Source organism: Providencia sp. PROV150 (assembly GCF_028481025.1).
Taxonomy (GTDB): Bacteria; Pseudomonadota; Gammaproteobacteria; order Enterobacterales; family Enterobacteriaceae; genus Providencia; species Providencia hangzhouensis.
Map to the genome: position 1 here is coordinate 27,377 of NZ_JAMPPJ010000008.1, position 16,694 is coordinate 44,070.

Annotated in this window: 31 protein-coding genes and 1 tRNA gene; 27 read left to right on the top strand and 5 right to left on the bottom strand. The window is 41.9% G+C overall.

Translation table 11 applies throughout. The annotated features are described in order from the left end of the window. Positions 1 to 67 precede the first annotated feature (67 nt). The 4 genes from PSE83_RS07665 to PSE83_RS07680 all read right to left on the bottom strand — a co-directional run bounded on the left by PSE83_RS07665 (position 68) and on the right by PSE83_RS07680 (position 2,150). Entirely contained in the window at positions 68 to 589 is a 522-nt protein-coding gene (locus PSE83_RS07665; RefSeq protein ID WP_004245992.1) for a hypothetical protein, read from the bottom strand. Between the two features lie 238 nt (positions 590 to 827). Next, positions 828 to 1,169: a DUF3024 domain-containing protein gene (locus PSE83_RS07670; RefSeq protein ID WP_110732181.1), complete on the bottom strand. Its 342-nt coding sequence runs from the start codon at positions 1,167 to 1,169 to the stop codon at positions 828 to 830. Positions 1,170 to 1,195: 26 nt separating this feature from the next. Next, on the bottom strand, positions 1,196 to 1,330 hold the full coding sequence (locus PSE83_RS07675) for a hypothetical protein (protein ID WP_258922512.1): 135 nt from the start codon (positions 1,328 to 1,330) through the stop codon (positions 1,196 to 1,198). Between the two features lie 148 nt (positions 1,331 to 1,478). Next, on the bottom strand, positions 1,479 to 2,150 hold the full coding sequence (locus PSE83_RS07680; protein ID WP_272658719.1) for an XRE family transcriptional regulator: 672 nt from the start codon (positions 2,148 to 2,150) through the stop codon (positions 1,479 to 1,481). Between the two features lie 98 nt (positions 2,151 to 2,248). Between PSE83_RS07680 and PSE83_RS07685 the strand changes: the two genes are divergently transcribed. The 20 genes from PSE83_RS07685 (at position 2,249) to PSE83_RS07780 (ending at position 11,449) form a co-directional block, all read left to right on the top strand. Beyond that, positions 2,249 to 2,455: a helix-turn-helix domain-containing protein gene (locus PSE83_RS07685; protein ID WP_105881154.1), complete on the top strand. Its 207-nt coding sequence runs from the start codon at positions 2,249 to 2,251 to the stop codon at positions 2,453 to 2,455. Between the two features lie 131 nt (positions 2,456 to 2,586). Beyond that, entirely contained in the window at positions 2,587 to 2,913 is a 327-nt protein-coding gene (locus PSE83_RS07690) for a hypothetical protein (protein WP_181488424.1), read from the top strand. Positions 2,914 to 2,979: 66 nt separating this feature from the next. Further along, positions 2,980 to 3,909, top strand: coding sequence for a replication protein (locus tag PSE83_RS07695; protein WP_272660769.1), 930 nt, complete (start codon positions 2,980 to 2,982; stop codon positions 3,907 to 3,909). Then, a complete protein-coding gene (locus PSE83_RS07700; RefSeq protein ID WP_272660770.1) occupies positions 3,906 to 4,580 on the top strand; it encodes a replication protein P in 675 nt (224 codons plus the stop codon). The genes PSE83_RS07695 and PSE83_RS07700 overlap by 4 nt, the downstream gene beginning before the upstream one ends. Before the next feature lie 25 nt (positions 4,581 to 4,605). Further along, positions 4,606 to 4,896, top strand: coding sequence for a hypothetical protein (locus tag PSE83_RS07705; RefSeq protein WP_272660771.1), 291 nt, complete (start codon positions 4,606 to 4,608; stop codon positions 4,894 to 4,896). Next, positions 4,877 to 5,167 (top strand): hypothetical protein, encoded by a 291-nt coding sequence (locus tag PSE83_RS07710; RefSeq protein ID WP_069367913.1) that lies wholly within the window; start codon positions 4,877 to 4,879, stop codon positions 5,165 to 5,167. Before PSE83_RS07705 ends, PSE83_RS07710 begins: the two co-directional genes overlap by 20 nt. After that, complete coding sequence (locus PSE83_RS07715; RefSeq protein ID WP_272660772.1) at positions 5,167 to 5,349, top strand: hypothetical protein; 183 nt, start codon at positions 5,167 to 5,169, stop codon at positions 5,347 to 5,349. Before PSE83_RS07710 ends, PSE83_RS07715 begins: the two co-directional genes overlap by 1 nt. Further along, positions 5,349 to 5,609, top strand: a complete 261-nt coding sequence (locus PSE83_RS07720; RefSeq protein WP_272660773.1) for a DUF551 domain-containing protein — start codon at positions 5,349 to 5,351, stop codon at positions 5,607 to 5,609. The genes PSE83_RS07715 and PSE83_RS07720 overlap by 1 nt, the downstream gene beginning before the upstream one ends. After that, a complete protein-coding gene (locus PSE83_RS07725; RefSeq protein WP_272660774.1) occupies positions 5,609 to 5,974 on the top strand; it encodes a hypothetical protein in 366 nt (121 codons plus the stop codon). The genes PSE83_RS07720 and PSE83_RS07725 overlap by 1 nt, the downstream gene beginning before the upstream one ends. A gap of 127 nt (positions 5,975 to 6,101) precedes the next feature. Continuing rightward, a complete protein-coding gene (locus PSE83_RS07730; RefSeq protein ID WP_272660775.1) occupies positions 6,102 to 6,623 on the top strand; it encodes a recombination protein NinB in 522 nt (173 codons plus the stop codon). 233 nt (positions 6,624 to 6,856) lie between these two features. Next, positions 6,857 to 7,147, top strand: coding sequence for a DUF1364 domain-containing protein (locus PSE83_RS07735; protein WP_226693968.1), 291 nt, complete (start codon positions 6,857 to 6,859; stop codon positions 7,145 to 7,147). Next, positions 7,144 to 7,509 carry a RusA family crossover junction endodeoxyribonuclease gene (locus tag PSE83_RS07740; RefSeq protein WP_228677184.1) on the top strand — a complete coding sequence of 122 codons (366 nt, stop codon included), beginning with the start codon at positions 7,144 to 7,146 and terminating at the stop codon, positions 7,507 to 7,509. Before PSE83_RS07735 ends, PSE83_RS07740 begins: the two co-directional genes overlap by 4 nt. 43 nt (positions 7,510 to 7,552) lie before the next feature. Next, on the top strand, positions 7,553 to 7,690 hold the full coding sequence (locus PSE83_RS07745) for a hypothetical protein (protein ID WP_306801865.1): 138 nt from the start codon (positions 7,553 to 7,555) through the stop codon (positions 7,688 to 7,690). Next, positions 7,687 to 8,190 carry an antiterminator Q family protein gene (locus tag PSE83_RS07750; RefSeq protein ID WP_228677183.1) on the top strand — a complete coding sequence of 168 codons (504 nt, stop codon included), beginning with the start codon at positions 7,687 to 7,689 and terminating at the stop codon, positions 8,188 to 8,190. The genes PSE83_RS07745 and PSE83_RS07750 overlap by 4 nt, the downstream gene beginning before the upstream one ends. A 385-nt stretch (positions 8,191 to 8,575) precedes the next feature. Further along, a tRNA-Gly gene (locus tag PSE83_RS07755) sits at positions 8,576 to 8,650 on the top strand. Between the two features lie 93 nt (positions 8,651 to 8,743). Continuing rightward, positions 8,744 to 9,157 carry a putative holin gene (locus PSE83_RS07760; protein WP_071548375.1) on the top strand — a complete coding sequence of 138 codons (414 nt, stop codon included), beginning with the start codon at positions 8,744 to 8,746 and terminating at the stop codon, positions 9,155 to 9,157. Further along, the gene (locus tag PSE83_RS07765) at positions 9,154 to 9,432 is read left to right on the top strand and encodes a hypothetical protein (RefSeq protein ID WP_136135528.1); all 279 of its coding nucleotides are present in this window, start codon (positions 9,154 to 9,156) and stop codon (positions 9,430 to 9,432) included. The genes PSE83_RS07760 and PSE83_RS07765 overlap by 4 nt, the downstream gene beginning before the upstream one ends. Continuing rightward, positions 9,419 to 9,775: a D-Ala-D-Ala carboxypeptidase family metallohydrolase gene (locus tag PSE83_RS07770; protein ID WP_272660776.1), complete on the top strand. Its 357-nt coding sequence runs from the start codon at positions 9,419 to 9,421 to the stop codon at positions 9,773 to 9,775. The genes PSE83_RS07765 and PSE83_RS07770 overlap by 14 nt, the downstream gene beginning before the upstream one ends. A gap of 219 nt (positions 9,776 to 9,994) precedes the next feature. After that, positions 9,995 to 10,312 (top strand): Rz1-like lysis system protein LysC, encoded by a 318-nt coding sequence (gene lysC / locus PSE83_RS07775; protein ID WP_228677182.1) that lies wholly within the window; start codon positions 9,995 to 9,997, stop codon positions 10,310 to 10,312. A 447-nt stretch (positions 10,313 to 10,759) separates the two neighbouring features. Then, positions 10,760 to 11,449, top strand: a complete 690-nt coding sequence (locus PSE83_RS07780) for a Rha family transcriptional regulator (RefSeq protein ID WP_228677181.1) — start codon at positions 10,760 to 10,762, stop codon at positions 11,447 to 11,449. A 195-nt stretch (positions 11,450 to 11,644) separates the two neighbouring features. Here the strand turns inward: PSE83_RS07780 and PSE83_RS07785 are convergent, their stop codons facing one another. Then, positions 11,645 to 11,773, bottom strand: a complete 129-nt coding sequence (locus tag PSE83_RS07785; protein WP_272660777.1) for a hypothetical protein — start codon at positions 11,771 to 11,773, stop codon at positions 11,645 to 11,647. A gap of 105 nt (positions 11,774 to 11,878) precedes the next feature. On the opposite strand from PSE83_RS07785, the gene PSE83_RS07790 reads away from it, so the two are divergent. The 7 genes from PSE83_RS07790 (at position 11,879) to PSE83_RS07820 (ending at position 16,688) form a co-directional block, all read left to right on the top strand. Then, positions 11,879 to 12,106: a hypothetical protein gene (locus PSE83_RS07790; protein WP_153673572.1), complete on the top strand. Its 228-nt coding sequence runs from the start codon at positions 11,879 to 11,881 to the stop codon at positions 12,104 to 12,106. Positions 12,107 to 12,159: 53 nt separating this feature from the next. Then, positions 12,160 to 12,348, top strand: coding sequence for a hypothetical protein (locus PSE83_RS07795; RefSeq protein ID WP_153673571.1), 189 nt, complete (start codon positions 12,160 to 12,162; stop codon positions 12,346 to 12,348). Positions 12,349 to 12,485: 137 nt separating this feature from the next. Further along, positions 12,486 to 12,650: a hypothetical protein gene (locus PSE83_RS07800; protein WP_153673570.1), complete on the top strand. Its 165-nt coding sequence runs from the start codon at positions 12,486 to 12,488 to the stop codon at positions 12,648 to 12,650. Positions 12,651 to 12,655: 5 nt separating this feature from the next. Then, positions 12,656 to 13,057, top strand: coding sequence for a DNA-packaging protein (locus PSE83_RS07805; protein WP_153673569.1), 402 nt, complete (start codon positions 12,656 to 12,658; stop codon positions 13,055 to 13,057). Continuing rightward, the gene (locus PSE83_RS07810; protein WP_272574767.1) at positions 13,038 to 14,270 is read left to right on the top strand and encodes a PBSX family phage terminase large subunit; all 1,233 of its coding nucleotides are present in this window, start codon (positions 13,038 to 13,040) and stop codon (positions 14,268 to 14,270) included. Before PSE83_RS07805 ends, PSE83_RS07810 begins: the two co-directional genes overlap by 20 nt. Before the next feature lie 11 nt (positions 14,271 to 14,281). Further along, complete coding sequence (locus tag PSE83_RS07815) at positions 14,282 to 15,724, top strand: anti-CBASS protein Acb1 family protein (RefSeq protein ID WP_272574768.1); 1,443 nt, start codon at positions 14,282 to 14,284, stop codon at positions 15,722 to 15,724. Continuing rightward, positions 15,678 to 16,688, top strand: a complete 1,011-nt coding sequence (locus PSE83_RS07820; RefSeq protein WP_272574769.1) for a phage minor head protein — start codon at positions 15,678 to 15,680, stop codon at positions 16,686 to 16,688. Before PSE83_RS07815 ends, PSE83_RS07820 begins: the two co-directional genes overlap by 47 nt. Positions 16,689 to 16,694 lie beyond the last annotated feature (6 nt).

Genomic DNA, 16,694 nt, shown 5'->3' on the forward strand with positions numbered 1-16,694 from the left:
TACGGTCGTGGGGTCCTGACATCTCCGATCTGAGCGTTATCCCCGGCAAGGGATTATGCTCAAATTTTTATTGAGGCCGAACGTAAACCTTCAGAATTGAGGAGATGCGTTCGGCTTCTTCGCTTGTAAGGTCTGTCGGAATACCGCTTATAGTAACTGTTGTTCCAGATTCAGGGCGAATAACTACGGGTAGAGAATAAGATGAAGGTTGGTCATTCTTAGGCTCTACTTCAGGTGCTTCTTTAGCCAATTCTTTTTCCTCTTCTTGGCGATTTGAAATAGGATTGTAGGGAATATCCTCATTAGCCTGAAAAGCTTTGAATTTATTAATTGCGCTCTCCATACGGCTTTTGTAAGCTTTAATGCTGGTATCGTTAGGTTTCGGCTCTGTTATTTCGATGTAGCGCTCTGCTAGAACATTTAAATCAAGCTTAGTTACATCCCCCATCTCTTCTTCTTTAACTACCGTTAGGAGGCGAGCAGATGAGTTTTTCAAGTTACGAGCAGTAGCCTCCTTCATTATGTTCAGCGACATAAGCGATTCAAGGAAATCCTTAAATGCTTGAACGCTTAATTCTTGGTTATTCATGCTAATCTCTCTAAGTTATTGATGCAGATCGAATTCTAACCAGACTCGTGAAGATTTGCAAGACTTAATCTTAATGAATCTTTGATTTAGGTAATCTGAAAACTATTGCTGTACATGAACCCAGTAAAAATAGATTGGATGTCAATTGTATTAATTAAAAAAAAGGCCGCATTTCTGCGACCTTAAGCTATTTAGATGTATTTTGTTGTGCGATATACCCACATCCTAAAGCGTGTCGTCACCCAAAGAAGCAGCCTTGTACATCATCTTCAACGAGCTTAATAGCGTCAGAGAAACTACCTAACATTTTTTCATCATAGTTGTGCCAGTTACTATCTTTATCCATCCAAAATAGAGACCAAGAGCTTTTAGATTTGTTATGTGTAATTTTGGCAATTGGCTCTTGAGCTTGACCATTACTCCAAGTAAGGCGTCTTACTTCAAATATGACAACGGAGTCATCTTCAATGTTGTAGCTTAAATCTAGCTCATCTCTAAGGTGTTCAGCCGGCCTACGTTTCTCCATGAAAAATTCCATGCATCTCTTAATGTTCGCTACTTCAATATCGTTAAATGCCATACATCCCTCTAAAACGTATATTTACTCTACTCTGCATTGAAAACCGAAATCCAAGCAAAAGGCTCTTCTGCAAGCTGTAATACTGCTCCAACTGCTAGCGCTATTATTAACATAACAATCAGCAGCTTATTTTTACTGATGAGTTCTAATAATCTTTTCATTTCGAACACTCGCTAACTATCAAAAGCAATCAGTAACAATAGAATGATATCCAGCACCGCGATAATAACTAGCAGTACCATTATGTTAGCGTTGGATATCAGCTCTAGCAGTTTCTTCATTTAAAACGTGTCGTCAGTCCACTGAGACTTATTGAACATATGGAGGCATGTTTAATTTTGTTTCACGTTCCCATTTATCAATATACTTTGTAGGCTTAACAATCGCGGCTACATAGTGCATCTTATCCACTTGACTAGGGTCTAGAGTTATAGGCTTATGCGCATTATTAATGCTAGTAAATTGATAATCGCCATCTCTGGTTTTATTGAATACCTTGATCATGTTGTGACCATCTACAGTTCTAACAAAGACCTCATCACCAGACCTTACGCTAGTATTAGGCTCAACCACTACGTATTCTCCAGATTGGATTCTAGGCCACATGCTATCGCCTTTAACCTTCAATCCATAAGCGTCCTTGTCATCGCTGTAAATCTTTAACCAGCCGTTATGCTCTTCCATCATGTCTACTGCGCCATCTATGCCTAAAACCGCCTCACCGATAACCTTAACGGTGCCAGATGGCATTTCACCGATATACTCAATTTCGTCTGGCTTTACTGGATCTTCAGTAAATAAATCAGCAACAGTCACACCTAGGGCTGATGCTATTTTCACTAGCGTGTTTTCTGAATAGCCTTGTTTATTGGTTTCTAGGCGAGAGATATTGCCCACATCGCTACCAATAGCCGTGGCAAGTTCAAGGATTGTCATCCCTTTGCTTTTTCGTATTTCGCGAATTCTAGTTCCTATTTTCATGCCTTAATTCAACTTTATTTATGCGTATTACACAAAGCGTATTGCGCATATTTTTACTTGTGATAATATGCGTGTAGCGCATCTAAAAGGAGTGAGATATGCAAACACCATTAAGAAAAATTCGCTTAGAAGAGCAGCTAACAATTTCTGAAGTTGCCAACGCCATCAATTGTGATGTTGGTAACTTGAGCAGATTAGAGCGAGGAACTCAGGCTGCTTCATTAGAATTAGCAGAAAGATTAGCGAGATTCTACGGCGATAAAATTACAGAAATGCAAATTCTGTATCCAAAAAGATATATGTAAAAAACTGTTCTTTAACAATCGCAGGGTTATTTACTGCTACGGAGTCGCCGATAAAGCGACAGATTTACCAAGCAATACACACTCACAGGATCGTGAGCAACGGACTAACTACGTCAAAAGGAATTTAACAAATGGACTACGCAACAACACGCAAAAACTTCAATCAATTCGTATCAAATCATCTAATCGCAACAGCATTACAAGCATTGAGAGCTAAGTCTCAGTCTGTAGTGGCCAAAACATTAGGTGTCCATGACTCAACCATTCTACGCAGAACTGACAAATTTCCTGAGCTATGCGAAACGCTGGCAGCTTCGGGGATTAAAGATTTCGTGCTGGAAGGTGAGAGAAAAATATCTGAGGAAGAATATCGCTTTTTGTGGAAACAAATCGGCGAGCTTTCTTTGATGAGAACAAAAGAAAACGCCCCAGCTGCGGGAACAGTTGAGGCGCATTAGTAAATCATTCACGGGAGTAATTATACATGAATATTAATTACACAACAAATCGATATGGAGGTCGTTATGAATGTTGTTAAGCATGTGGACTTTGCTAACAAACAACTGATACCAGACAAACCAGAGGTTAAGGTGGCTGATCTTGATAATGGCTACCTTCGGGTAGCAAATGAAATTCAAGATGCTCTGTGCGCTCTCCAACTAGCAGGTAGGGAATGGCAGGTATTAAATGCCATTATTCGATTAACGTGGGGATGGCAAAAGAAAGAGGACAGAATACAAAACATCTTGATTGAAGAGAAAACTAAGCTAGGTAGAAATCCTGTATCTGAATCGGTCGGAGTGCTTGAAGCTAGAGGAATTATTCACGTTAGACGAATAGGCCAAAATCGATACATTTCTATCAATAAAAACGTCTCAGAATGGGTATACACGAAAACAAGGAAAACTATCCCTGAAAACAGGGATAACCATCCCCGAAAACGTGTAGCGGTATCCCCGAAAAAGGGGATCACCAAAGACATTATTTCAAATACAGTAAAAGATATTAATAACTCTTCGTCCGAGAATTCTAACGAATCCTCTGACCGACCATCTGAAAAAGTTTTAGCTGTTAAGCCTGATGCGGTTGTTAGCTCACCCAAAGGTAACAAGTGGGGAAATGCTGATGACCTGAAAGCGGCTCAATGGATTTACTCACAAGTCCTGATAGTCAGCCCAACAACCAAAGAGCCTAACTGGTCAACATGGGCTAACGATGTTCGACTGATGAGACAGCTAGACGGTCACACCCACCAAGACATTTGCAAAATGTTCAAATGGGCGAACAAAGATTCGTTCTGGTGTAGCAATATTTTATCGCCAGCAAAACTCCGTGAGAAGTGGACAACACTGGTTATTCAAAGTCGGCAGCCAAACCGAACTCAGCGAGTAGCAGAGCAAGCACCAGCCCAAAGCTGGAACACTCGTGAAGCATGGGAGAATGAATTCATATGAAACCTAATCTGGCAACTGCAATCGCTAATCGTGATGCAGGCGCACTGGCTAGAATGGCTCAAAGCAGTACGTCGCAGAAAGTAGTAAATCCCCAAGCCGAGCAACTAGTCGATGTGTTATTCCGAAACCTGAAACAAATCTTTCCTGCTGCAGTAAATACCATATTCAAAAACGAAAGCGACGAGCTAGCAGCTAAGCGCCAGTGGATCGCCGCATTTGCTGAAAATGGAATTACTACCCGTGAGCAGCTTCAAAACGGGATGCGACACGCTAGGGCAAGCGATAATCCATTCTGGCCTGCCGTCGGTCAATTCATCAAATGGTGCAAACAGGAAGACTTCACTCAGCTTGGATTACCCACCGAAACCGAACTATACGACGTATTCAAAAAGTATTGCTCAGAGCGAGGCTGGCGTAGATTTAATTGGCCATCAAATGCCTGTTACTGGATTGTCACTAAAGTTTACTCAGAAATGCGAAGCCGCAACCTATCGGATTCAGAGGTTATAAAACTTTGTGCGTCTGAGTTAAAAGTCATGGCCAACAAAATTAAATCAGGCGAGAAGATTGCCGATCCGATATTGCAGCTAGAAGGCACTGTGATACCAACCAAGCGCGACAAAGCGCTATCAATCATTGCTGACCTGAAAAACAAACACGGACTCAAGTAACACACCAAATCATAAGGACTTCTAGATGAGCAAACAAAAGGAAATACCATTCGGAACTATTGTCGTAATTCACCAAGTTGATGAGAACGAAGCCTATCTGATTGGTTGCCATGGTGATTTTGACGCTAGAGATATTCAAGATTTCCAAGATGAAATATCAATGGTTTTGACTGGTGAAGATTACTTTCAGGGTGAAGGCGTTTATACACTAAAGCCAATGGTTGATTATTACGATTACCATCGTGAACTCACATTTGAATTAGTTTCATTTGAGCCACTTATGGGCGAGGTTAGCAATGAAAACCAAGCAAACTAAGATGGAGCTAGTCGCATACCAAAAGGATGACGACAAGAAAGTTAAAACCTATCAACTTCTTCACTACAACGAAAAAACACGCTTGGAGCAGAAAATAAAAGTAACCAAAAGACAGGCACTTCATGGCTGGGAAGTTAGTTTGAATTTGGACGATTTCCCTAGACTAGAAACTGAAACTGAAGCTTTGCTGAAATACGCAGACTGGTTAGAACGCATGGGAATAGCAATACGCAGAGAAGCTAAGCGGGCAATTAAGCGAGGTGTTGAGTGATGAAAGGAACAACGTTAACAGAGCTGAACTGGGCTTACACTGACGAAGCGACCAGAAGAAAGCGCAAATATATCAAGCAAACGAAAGATTATAACCGACACTTTTTCAAGCCGTATCGCTGCATGAGAGTAGCTAAAAAGCTGTTTAGGCTGGAACTTAACAAGCTGATGGGAGGCATCTAATGCAGGGAACTAATTGGGTTAAGGTGAGTGATTATCTGCCTGAATTAGACACGCCAGTATTTGCGGGCTGGTTTTGGAATGGCAAGTTTGTGTGGCATGTATTCATGCGCTCCGACCCATGTGGTGAAGGATGGTTATGGTCTCAACTTAATAATGGCTATTACATCAGTGATAGCATTGATTTTTTTGAAGATGATGACTACTCAATGATAACTCACTGGCAACCATTACTTAGCCCACCAATGCCAGAGGGTGAATGATGAGGTATTACAAACAATATCCAGTAACGTTCAAGCATTTTATAGATAGACCGCTTTGGGCTGCCGCTTGCGGGTATGACTTTAATTTTCTTGATTGCTTGGCATGGTCAGCAGATATCTACGGTAAAAACATTCCAGTGATACTCCGCTTGAGACCTGATGATGTGCTGTCATTGGAAATTCGAGAAATCCCTATGGCGATTATCCACACCATTGTCACGTTATTATTTTTCCTGTTATGGCCACTAACTTATCCCATTTGGGCTGTAGTTTGTTACTGGTTATGCAAGCGGAAAGTAAAACAACCAATGAACGACATCAGAGACCACAACCTAAGCAGATGGCTACGTAATTTTAAGCCATAGCAGCATGGAACAGGAGAACTAACAGTGAGTGATAACTATGTGTACTGCAAGTGCGGTGGAGTAGCTATTCATAAAACCGACAATCTAATAGCAGGTGTGGTATTTCATTATCACCAGTGCATTGAATGTGGGAAAAAAGGCCTTAAATTTCAGTCGAAGCAAGATTCTGCAATGTCTTGGAGAAGGAAAAACGGAGGTTAACTTGGAGAAAGCCACAAAGTTTCTTCTAAGAAATAAACAGATACGAGATAACCTGATATCAGCACTAAACGCCTTACCCCTCAACGAAGAATTCCCCCTAGAAGTAAAAATCTCAGAATCCAGCAGAACACTACCGCAGAACGATATGTTTCATGCGCTATGTGGTGATGTTTCAAAGCAAATGACACTCAACAATGAACAACTGAAATTATGGCAGTGGAAGAATGTATTTGTGTCAGGTCACTGGATGGTTACAACAGGGGCGAAAGAGTCACCGTTAATTCAGGGTATCGAAGGTGAACTATTAAACATACGCGAGAGCACGTCTCAGATGGGCAAGAAGCGCATGAGTAGCTTAATTGAATACTCGACAGCTTGGGCGGTAGAAAGTGGCGTGAAGTTGCGTACAACTCGTTATGAATATAACTACTACGGTCACAGGGAATAACTCAAGGAGCAGCAAGAGAGATGAAAAATCTATTAGTGTCAGTCGAATCTAAATCAATATTCATAGTTAAGCATAAAGATAAACCCAAGCGCCCGCCAAGTAATATTACTTTCGACCCGATGAAGGCTATTACCGAAAATCGATATGTACGGACAGCGAGGACGAGAAAATGATTAGAGCCAGACACGTAATTCTATTCTTTTCGATTGTTACTTTAGCGATGGGGTTTATGTATGGCTAACTTACGCAAAGAAGCAAAAGGCAGAGAGTGCCAAGTAAGAATACCTTCAGTCTGCAACGGCAATTCTGAAACTGTAGTGGGAGCTCATTATCGAATGGCTGGATTATGTGGCACAGGATGCAAGCCTAGCGATTTATTTATAGCTTGGGCGTGTAGTGGGTGTCATGACGAAATCGACCGCAGAACGCGAATTACGGACGCTGAATACGCAAAGCAATGTCACCTAGAGGGGGTTATTCGAACTCAGGCCATATTGCAAAGCGAGGGGAAGATTAAGGCATGAATGAATATCACCTTAAATTACCGTGGCCACCTTCAGTAAATACGTATTGGAGACACAGCAGAGGGCGGCACTACATATCACCCAAAGGCACAAATTATCGAAAGCAAGTAACAGATTACATAGAGCAGCAAAACCTAGATATCAAAACCACTTCCCGCATCAAAATAGTCATCACTGCAAATCCCCCTGATAAACGCAAAAGAGACCTCGATAACTTGCCTAAAGCTGTTTTCGATTCGCTTACTCACGCCAATTTTTGGGACGACGACGAACAGATAGATGATTTCCGAATAAAGCGCGGGGAGAAAGTTAAGGGCGGTTCTTTGGATATCACTATATGGGAGATAGGTGATGCAGACTGAAATAACAACCATTCCAGCGTTGCTTGTCAAGACGCACGGGAATATGAGTGAAGTAGCAAGACGACTTAATTGCAATAGGGCAACAGTCAAGAAATATTCTGGTGATGTATTTGGCTTTGACCACGCGATTATAAATGGTCGACTGATGACTAAGTATAAACATGCGAAGGGGGCTAAATGAGCTACATCGGAGAAAAAGAGTTAACGAAGGAGCAATTCGATTGGCTTAACGGATGGCTTGAATTGTGGGGCGCTTGGGTTCACTCAGGGCGATTGAATGTACGCATGATAAACATGATTTATAAATTCATGCGAACAGTCGAGCCAAACAGTACACCATCCAGACCAATGTGTAGTGACGATGAAGGAATGTTGATTTCTCAGGTCGTAGATTCAATCATCGCCACTGACGAACAGGCTTATCAAATATTGCTCAGTTATTACGCATGTGGCGCTTCCAAGCTTTCAATATCATCTTACTACCATAAGGTTGCAAAACCCCGCAAAATGCAAACGAGAGGAGGAAACAGGCTAAAAAAACCATCTTTCGGAACTTGCAGGAATGAAGTAGACGAAAAGTTAAAGGCTTGCCAATGGCTGTTGTATGAACCTCTGCGAAATGCAATGAATAATCGTAAACGTGTAGCGAAAATAAAGAAAATAAGCGAACTTTGCTATTGACATGTTATAGCAAATTAGCAATAATTATCAGGTAAGCTGCCTTAACTGTTCTTAGGTTGGCTTAACCAGATTATAAAGCCTCACTTCGGTGGGGCTTTTCTCGTTATAGAGGTTTATATGCTTGATGAATTTGAAGGCTTTGACGAGTTTGACGGATTTTAATTCCCCCGAATTCGAGGGAATAAACAGAACGTGGTAACAACGGGCATGTCGCCTTAGTAAATCCCGACTGGTGCATGAGTAGCGCTCCATGCCGTTAGCCCACGAAACGGGCATTAATTCCAACTGCTGCAAAATATGCAGTAGTTCAAAATATCGCACTTCCTGAATATGAACAGAACAATATTTCAAGGGGTCGCCTAGTGCGGCCTTTTTTTTGTTTTCTGCATCTGTAGTGATTTGGTAAACACATTTGGCTTCCAACCAAAATATGTCGGTTCGATTCCGACCAGATGCTCCAAATACGCCGCCACAGAATTCTAATCACACACATTTAATTGACGCATAGAGATTGTGCGCGGCTATCTATTAACTAAAAACACAGGTGTTATATATGCCAAGTACCGCAGCTGGTGCTATCGTCGGCGCGGCAGGCGGTGGTGCAATCGGATTAATGACAGGAAGCTTTGACTACGGAGTAATTACAGGTGCGATTATTGGCGCAACTGTTGCGGTCATAGCCTCAAAAGATAACAACAAGAAAAAGGTTCTGTTATTTATCTTATCGTTTTTAACTGGTGTTCTTATCTCTGAATCAGTAGAGCGAATAATTGTAGCTGAGACTGGTTATGAGATAGGTAAAACATTAACCGCCATTCTGGTTTCAGCGTTATTCATTTCATTGCTTCTCATTATCGCAAGTAGCGAGACACTAACAAAGGCCATTAGATGGCTACCAAGACTCATTGAGAATAATTTCTCCGTATTGATGAGCACCTTAACTGAAAAGTGGAGGGGCAAAAAATGAGTTATCAGGAGATTATCAACTATACGAATGTAGTCGTGTTAATTCTCATGGCCATTCGTGTATTTCTATGCAATTACGCTCGCCACAGAGATTCATTTATCGGCATGGTGCTTATCTGGCTTTGTATATGGCAAAGCTACCAATTAATAAAGCCTAATGATTTCGATACGAGCTTATCTAACTTACTCGGTGATGTGTTCATCTGCGTTTTGGTTTTTGCAGCTAAAGGAAACATCATGCAGGTATTTAAAAAGGTGAAAAATGAAATTAAGTGAGCATTTCGATAGTAAAGAATTTGCATGTAAAGACGGATGCGGAGCAAATCAAGTTGAATCAAAGTTGGTTGAAATTCTTGAAGGTGTTCGCGGCCACTTTGGTAAGCCAGTAATTATTGTCAGCGGTCGTCGATGTGTTAATCACAATAAAAATGTTGGCGGAGCACCAAAATCCCAGCACTTATTAGGTACAGCGGCAGATATCAAGGTTAATGGTGTGACGCCGAAAGTTGTCGCTGATTATCTTGAATCTCAGTTTCCTGATAGCTACGGCATTGGTCGCTATAAGGCATTCACACATATTGATGTGAGAGGATATAAAGCACGATGGGGCAGCAATTAAGCATACTAACCAAAGCGTTAATGGCTGCTTGTGCAATCTTATTATTCTGGCTTATCTGGGTTATGAATGACTTTGATAAGTTACAGGTTAAATTTGACAAAAAGTCTAACGAACTATCTGCAAGCCAACTACTAAACAAAGTAACCCAATCAGCAATCACTCTTCACTATCAAGTATCACTCGACAACATCAAAGCAAAGCAATTAGAGGACTCAGAACATGTCACAGTTAAGACTGTTATCAAAACAGTACTCAAAGACAATGAGTGCGCTAATACTGCTGTGCCCGATGATGTTATTAGCGAGCTGCGGAAGTACAAAAGAGGTATTGATTCCCGTTCAGCCAGTACCGATACCAGCACAACTAACCGCTGATTGTCCTCAGCCTGATGTACCAGAGCATATGGACTGGAAAGATATGCCACAACTGCTAGTAGATGCGATGAACTCAATAGCAAAGTGCAACTTGGACAAGAAAGCAATACGGGAAATTGAACAACAAAGAAATGCCCCAAATATCGGGGCGAAGCGAGAATAACAGTTCATGAATGTAACGCAACTATACGTTAATCGTGAATGACCACAACCTTAAAAAGGTAGTAATCTCAAACGGATATTACAAATATGAGCCTCGCAAAATAGCGGGGCTTTTTAATGGATGCAATTCCGCCATATAAGGGGGTGATTTCATCTTGACTGCTAGGAACAGACTAGAAGTGGCCAAATTAACGTAGTGATACGTGATGATGGTTGCGAAAAATAAACTCAATAAAATCAGTAAATAAAAACAGGTACTCATATTAGAGGAATCAACCTCAATTCGTGCGTACCGATTGCTTATCTCTACTAAGCGTATCTCACACGCAAACATCACAACCCCGAGACCATTCACAAAAGCGACTTCAGAGGACAGCCTGTTATAGGTGTGCTCGGGTCAGGCTTGTTCTGTGAGAACTGAGGTCTCTTTTTTGAAAGGTAATATCCTATGAAACAGTTAATTAAAAAGTCTGGCAACCAACCAGTAGTTACAACCAATATCATTTCTAACGAGTTCGGCAGAAGGCACGATAACGTCCTTCAGAGTATTCGCTCATTGATTGAGAGCGGGCATTTAGGTGCCCTTGATTTCAAGGAGACCTCTTATATAGATAAATCTAGCAGGGAAAAGCCTTGTTATGAACTAACTGAGCGCGGGTTTCTGATCGCGATGCCATTTATTGGCGGGAATAAAGCAAAGGATGGACAAGTTAGGCTGGTTGATAGCTTTATCCAATTCCGCGAGAAGGCGGCTAGAGAGGCTAAAGTTCAAATAGAGCGCAATATTGCTCGAATGGAATATAAGCCAATGACCGATGCTGTGAAAGAAAGCAAAATCCAAGAAGGCAAAGAGCCAGCGCATTACCACTTTAGTAATGAGGCTGATTTAATTAATCGCATCGTGCTTGGGGTGTCATCAGCTAAATTCAGAAAAGATAATGACATTGGAAAAACCGACCCAATTCGTGACTATCTTTCACATCAGCAAATCCATGCAATAACCGAACTGCAAAGAGCTAACACAGTGTTTATTTCGATGGGCTGGGATTTTGAACAGCGGAAAGAATCACTGAAAGGATTGTTCAATAAAAATCATAAGCAACCATTGCTCGATGAGATGCACAGATTAGCGGCGTAAAAATGCGCTTTGCTTGTAAATCAATAAATTACCGATGCACTAAAAATTGCATCGCCTGAATAGGTCGCTGAGTGGCCTTTTTTATGCGAAAGTATAACTACTGGCTAGAGTCGCTCTCGAAGAGTGGTATCGTCACCACCTGCCAGTGTTTCAATGGCGAATAACTAGACGAGGTTACTATGAAAGTTCAATTGGTTAATGGCCCATGCGAAGGTGTATGGGCTCAAGTAAAACTAAATGATGAAGGGATTCCTCCATCAACGTACGTAGCTGAGTTGCAGGCGGTATGCAATGACGTTCATGTAGACGGAATTGTTGAGCCATTTAATATTGCTCCAGATAAATTTATCTATGAACTGCACGTAACAGTGAGAGGCGGAGAGCATCCGCATTTCGAGTATCGATTTCCTGAAAGCTAAGGACATAGCAATGAGCGAACTTGAACGCTTACCGTGGACTGGTGCTGCATTGAAAGTCGCACTGGTAATGACTGTTGAAACTATGAAGCTAACACCAGAGGAGGCTGATAGTCAAAACATCACTGTAGTAGTTGGCCCATTCGCTAGACCATACAGAGAAATAATGGCAATAGCCGAAGAGTATGGTGAAAGGGAAATTCCTAAATCATGCGGCGATATGCCATCAGATATCAAATAGGTAACAAGAATTCACAATGACCCGCCTAGTGCGGGTTTTTTATTGGGTGGAATATGAAGAAATACACAGTAACAGCAACAAAGAAAGACGGCACAACATACGAAGGCTTAATGACAACGAAAGAGCCTCGCGTGACTAACGGGTTAATCGCTATCGCACAGGTTGACGGCGCTTGGATATATATTTCACCAGATGAGATTAGCAGCGTTGAGTATGTGCCTGTGGTTGAAGTAGCAGAATAACCAATTTATAAAATTCTACAAACGTCATTCATAGAGTGGCGTTAATAGAGATTTATATAAGTTTATGGCGGCAAAGGTATCACTGATTGCCGATGGTATATAAACATAACCAGTTAATTGTTCTGATTGAGGTGTGTATGGAAATAAAAAGTAAGCCACATCTAAAATTAACGCCACAAGGCTGGCATGCAAAAGTAAATCATTCATTCTTTGGTTTTCAATCTCAAGCAAATGCCCTTGGTGAAACGCCAAGTAAGGCAATGAAAAATCTGAATGAGTTTTTGATTGAGTTAAAGGGATAAAGATTATGGCGACTAAAACAAAAATGGGTCGCCCAAGTAAATTTGCAGAGAGTTTAGTTAAAGCAAAAGAATACTTAATGGGCGGATATGAAGCGGTTGGTGATGTCGTGCCAAGTGTGGCTGGTCTAGCCTGTTATTTAGGCGTATCACGTAAGACAGTTTATGAATGGGTAAAAGAAAGTACCGACTTAAGTGACACGTTAGAAGGCATTTTAGCAATGCAAGAAAATAAGCTCATCAATAAGGGGCTTAACGGTGATTTCAATCCAACAATAACTAAGCTAATGCTTGCCAATCATGGCTACAGTGAGAAACAGGAAGTTGACCACAAATCATCTGATAGTTCAATGTCACCAACAAAAATAGTTCTGGTTGCCGGAGGTAACAATGACGGTAGCGAGGATTGAAATACCGCCTAAATTAATTCCAGCATTCGAAGGTAACTATCGCTATCGCTGCTCACACGGTGGGCGAGGCTCTGCAAAGACGAGAACATTCGCATTAATGACAGCTATCCGTGGCTATATGGCTGCGATGAATGGTCAATCAGGCGTAATACTTTGCGCTCGTGAATACATGAACTCGTTAGAAGAATCATCAATGGAAGAGGTTAAACAGGCGATTAGGTCTGTACCTTGGCTAAATGATTTCTATGAACTCGGTGAGAAATACATTCGCACTAAGTGCCGCTCGGTTAGCTATGTATTCGCAGGGTTACGGCATAACTTAGATAGCATCAAATCTAAGGCAAGAATATTAATCGCTTGGGTTGATGAAGCTGAGTCAGTATCAGAGATAGCATGGACAAAACTTGCTCCTACGGTTCGTGAGGCTGGATCTGAAATATGGGTGACATGGAACCCTGAGCGAGATGGTAGCGCGACAGATAAGCGATTTAGAAAGAATCCACCTGATAACGCTGTCGTGGTTGAGATGAACTACGATGATAACCCGTGGTTTCCTTCCGTGTTAGAAGATGAGCGGCTAAATGACCAAGCAAGGCTAGACTCCGCTACTTATGCATGGATATGGGAAGGTGCTTATCTTGAAAACTCTGATAAGCAAGTATTAGCAAATAAATATGTTGTTCAATCATTCCCTGATGACTTATGGCAACAAGCAGACCGCCTACTTTTCGGTGCTGACTTTGGTTTCGCTAAAGACCCTAACACTCTGCTACGACAGTTCATCCTAAATGACTGTTTGTATATCGAATATGAGGCTTATGGCGTAGGTGTTGAACTTGACCACATGCCAGAGTTTTATGACAAGATACCAGAAGCGCGTAAGTGGTCCATCAAAGCTGACTCAGCAAGACCTGAAACAATTAGCTATTTAAAGCGGCAGGGATTCAATATCTCAGCTGCTAAAAAATGGCAAGGTAGTGTTGAAGATGGAATAACATTTTTACGCGGATTTAAGCAGATAATCATTCATCCCCGTTGTAAAGAAACAGCAAAAGAAGCCCGTCTCTACTCATACAAAACAGACCGGATCACTGGTGAAGTATTGCCTGTGATTTTGGATGCTAATAACCACTGTTGGGATGCTGTTAGATATGGGCTTGATGGGTATATCACACAAAAATCAGTGGTCGGAATGCTAGTTAGAAAACGTTAATGAGGGCAAAAATGGAAGTAAATCAACAACGGCTATCATTAGCGGTTAATAACGCATTGAAAGCCGTACAAAGAGCTAGGATGTCCTACGTTCAGTCGCTAGGCACTGGTAACACTAAAAGACCTCGAATATGGAATGAGTTTGGCTGGCCTGAAAATCTAAGCTTTGATGATTTCTATAGGCTATATGATCGCAATGCGTTAGGTGGCGCTGCAGTTGATAGATACATATCTGGGTGTTGGATTGATTACCCTGAAATATTCGAAGGGGACGAAGAGGCAGACCAAGACGGTTCAACTGAATGGGATAAAAGCCTTAATAAGCTACTCAAAAAACACTGGGAGCAGGTTGTAGAGGCTGATAAACGTAATTTAGTTGGTCGATATTCTGGTTTAATCATCCAAATCAAAGATAACAGGCTATGGAATGAGCCAGTCGATACTAGCATTGTTAAAAAACTAAAAGATAAGGCTATTGTTCGCTTAATCCCTGCATGGGAAGCGCAGTTGGATGTTAAAACTTGGGATGAAGACCAAGCAAGCGAAAACTACTCCATGCCAACGATGTACTCGTTTACTGAAATGGCAGTGGGGGATGATAGCGACGGATCACCATCTCGAATAATTGATATTCATCCTGACAGAGTTATAACGCTTATCGAAGGCGCTGCTGATGGCAAAATGTCCTCAGGCGTATCTTTACTGAGAAAAGGCTATAACAAGCTACTCGATATCGAAAAGGTTTCTGGAGGTAGCGCTGAGGGATTCCTTAAGAATGCCAGCCGACAACTTAACTACGCATTCAGTAAAGAAACTGATTTTAATGCATTAGCAGAAGCGTTAGGAACGAATATAGAAGGGCTTCCAGATGCGCTTGATGAGCAGGTTAGACGGCTAAATCAAAGCATTGATGCCTCAGTATTAATGCAAGAAGGGTCGGCAAGCGTGCTATCAGTTGCCGCCGCAGACCCTGAACCAACGTGGCGCACATTGTTAGCTGAGTTTGCGGCGTCAATCAACATGCCAGTTAAGGTGCTTATCGGTCAAATTACAGGTGAGCGCGCCTCAACTGAGGATATGAAGGATTGGGCTAGAACCTGTAAATCAAGGCGTGAAGGGTTTCTCTCAAAAGTCATTACTGACCTGATCCACCAATTTGGAAGGCTTGGCGTTATTGAGCAAAAAGACGAGATAACAGTAAGTTGGTCTGACTTGCTAGCACCTAGCCAATCTGAAAAGCTGGATAACATGAGTAAAGCTGCTGATGTTGCAATGAAGACGCAAAACTCATTCGGTCGCTCTGTTCTTATGGAGAACGAAATTAGGGCACTTGGCGAGTACCCAACGTTGCCAGAATTTGAGAACAGTGAACCGCCAGAATCAGGCCCTAAAGGAGACCCATTAGTCGATGATGAAAAATCAAAAGATAGGGTCGCCGATAATACCAAGGAATAAGGCTGACCCAACACAATCAGGGCGGCAAGTTAGAAAGATGTTCCGTGATATTGATAATCGGTATTACGAACTCAAGAAAGCACTCAAACAACTATTCGACCTGTCATTTACTGGCAGAGAGAAAACGCAATCACCCAATCAAAACTACATACTCGCTAAAAACGCACAGAATGAGCCTGATTCGCTTTTTAAGGTTAACGCTGGCGTTTATATATACGACCTAGCGGAGCGTCCTACAGAGTACGCTAGATTCCTCGAAAGACTGCAATCAATACTTGATGACTACCTTCTCGAAGGTGGAGACGAGCGATTGTGGGCGTTTGGGTATGTGTCTGATGAGTATGAGCGTGGCACATTGAATGCTTACACTAACTTAGCCGTACAATCCGAAGTCTACGCACAGCAAACAACACTCACTTACCTACTGTCTCAGCCAGCTTATCAGAATCAGGTTGCAGCGGCGTTTATCTCTACTTATAGCGATTGGCGCGGACTGTCTGATGCTGCACGGACGGACTTAGCAAATGTTATCGGCACATCCATAGCACGAGGCATAAACCCACGCGAAACGGCGCGGATAGTTAGCCAACGTTTAGATGTATCGATGACCAGAGCAAAGGCTATCGCGCAGACAGAGCAAGTTGGCGCACTTCGTATGGCGAACTGGAATGAAACGACATGGGCTAGCGAAAGGTTAGGGTTGAAAACTGGCATCTTATGGATATCAGCACTTAAGCCAACAACTAGACCGAGTCATGCAGCACGTAGTGGGAAGATATTCACTGTTGAGGAGGTGGAATATTTTTACTCAATCAATGGTAATCGCTACAACTGCTACTGTGGCAATCAGCCAGTTTTGCTTAATGAAGATGGCACGCTGCATAACCCTAGTATTCTAGATAGGCTCACTAAGTCGCGTGATGAGTGGGAAGAAAAGCGACAGGAATCAACAAGCAATTCATAAAGAGGT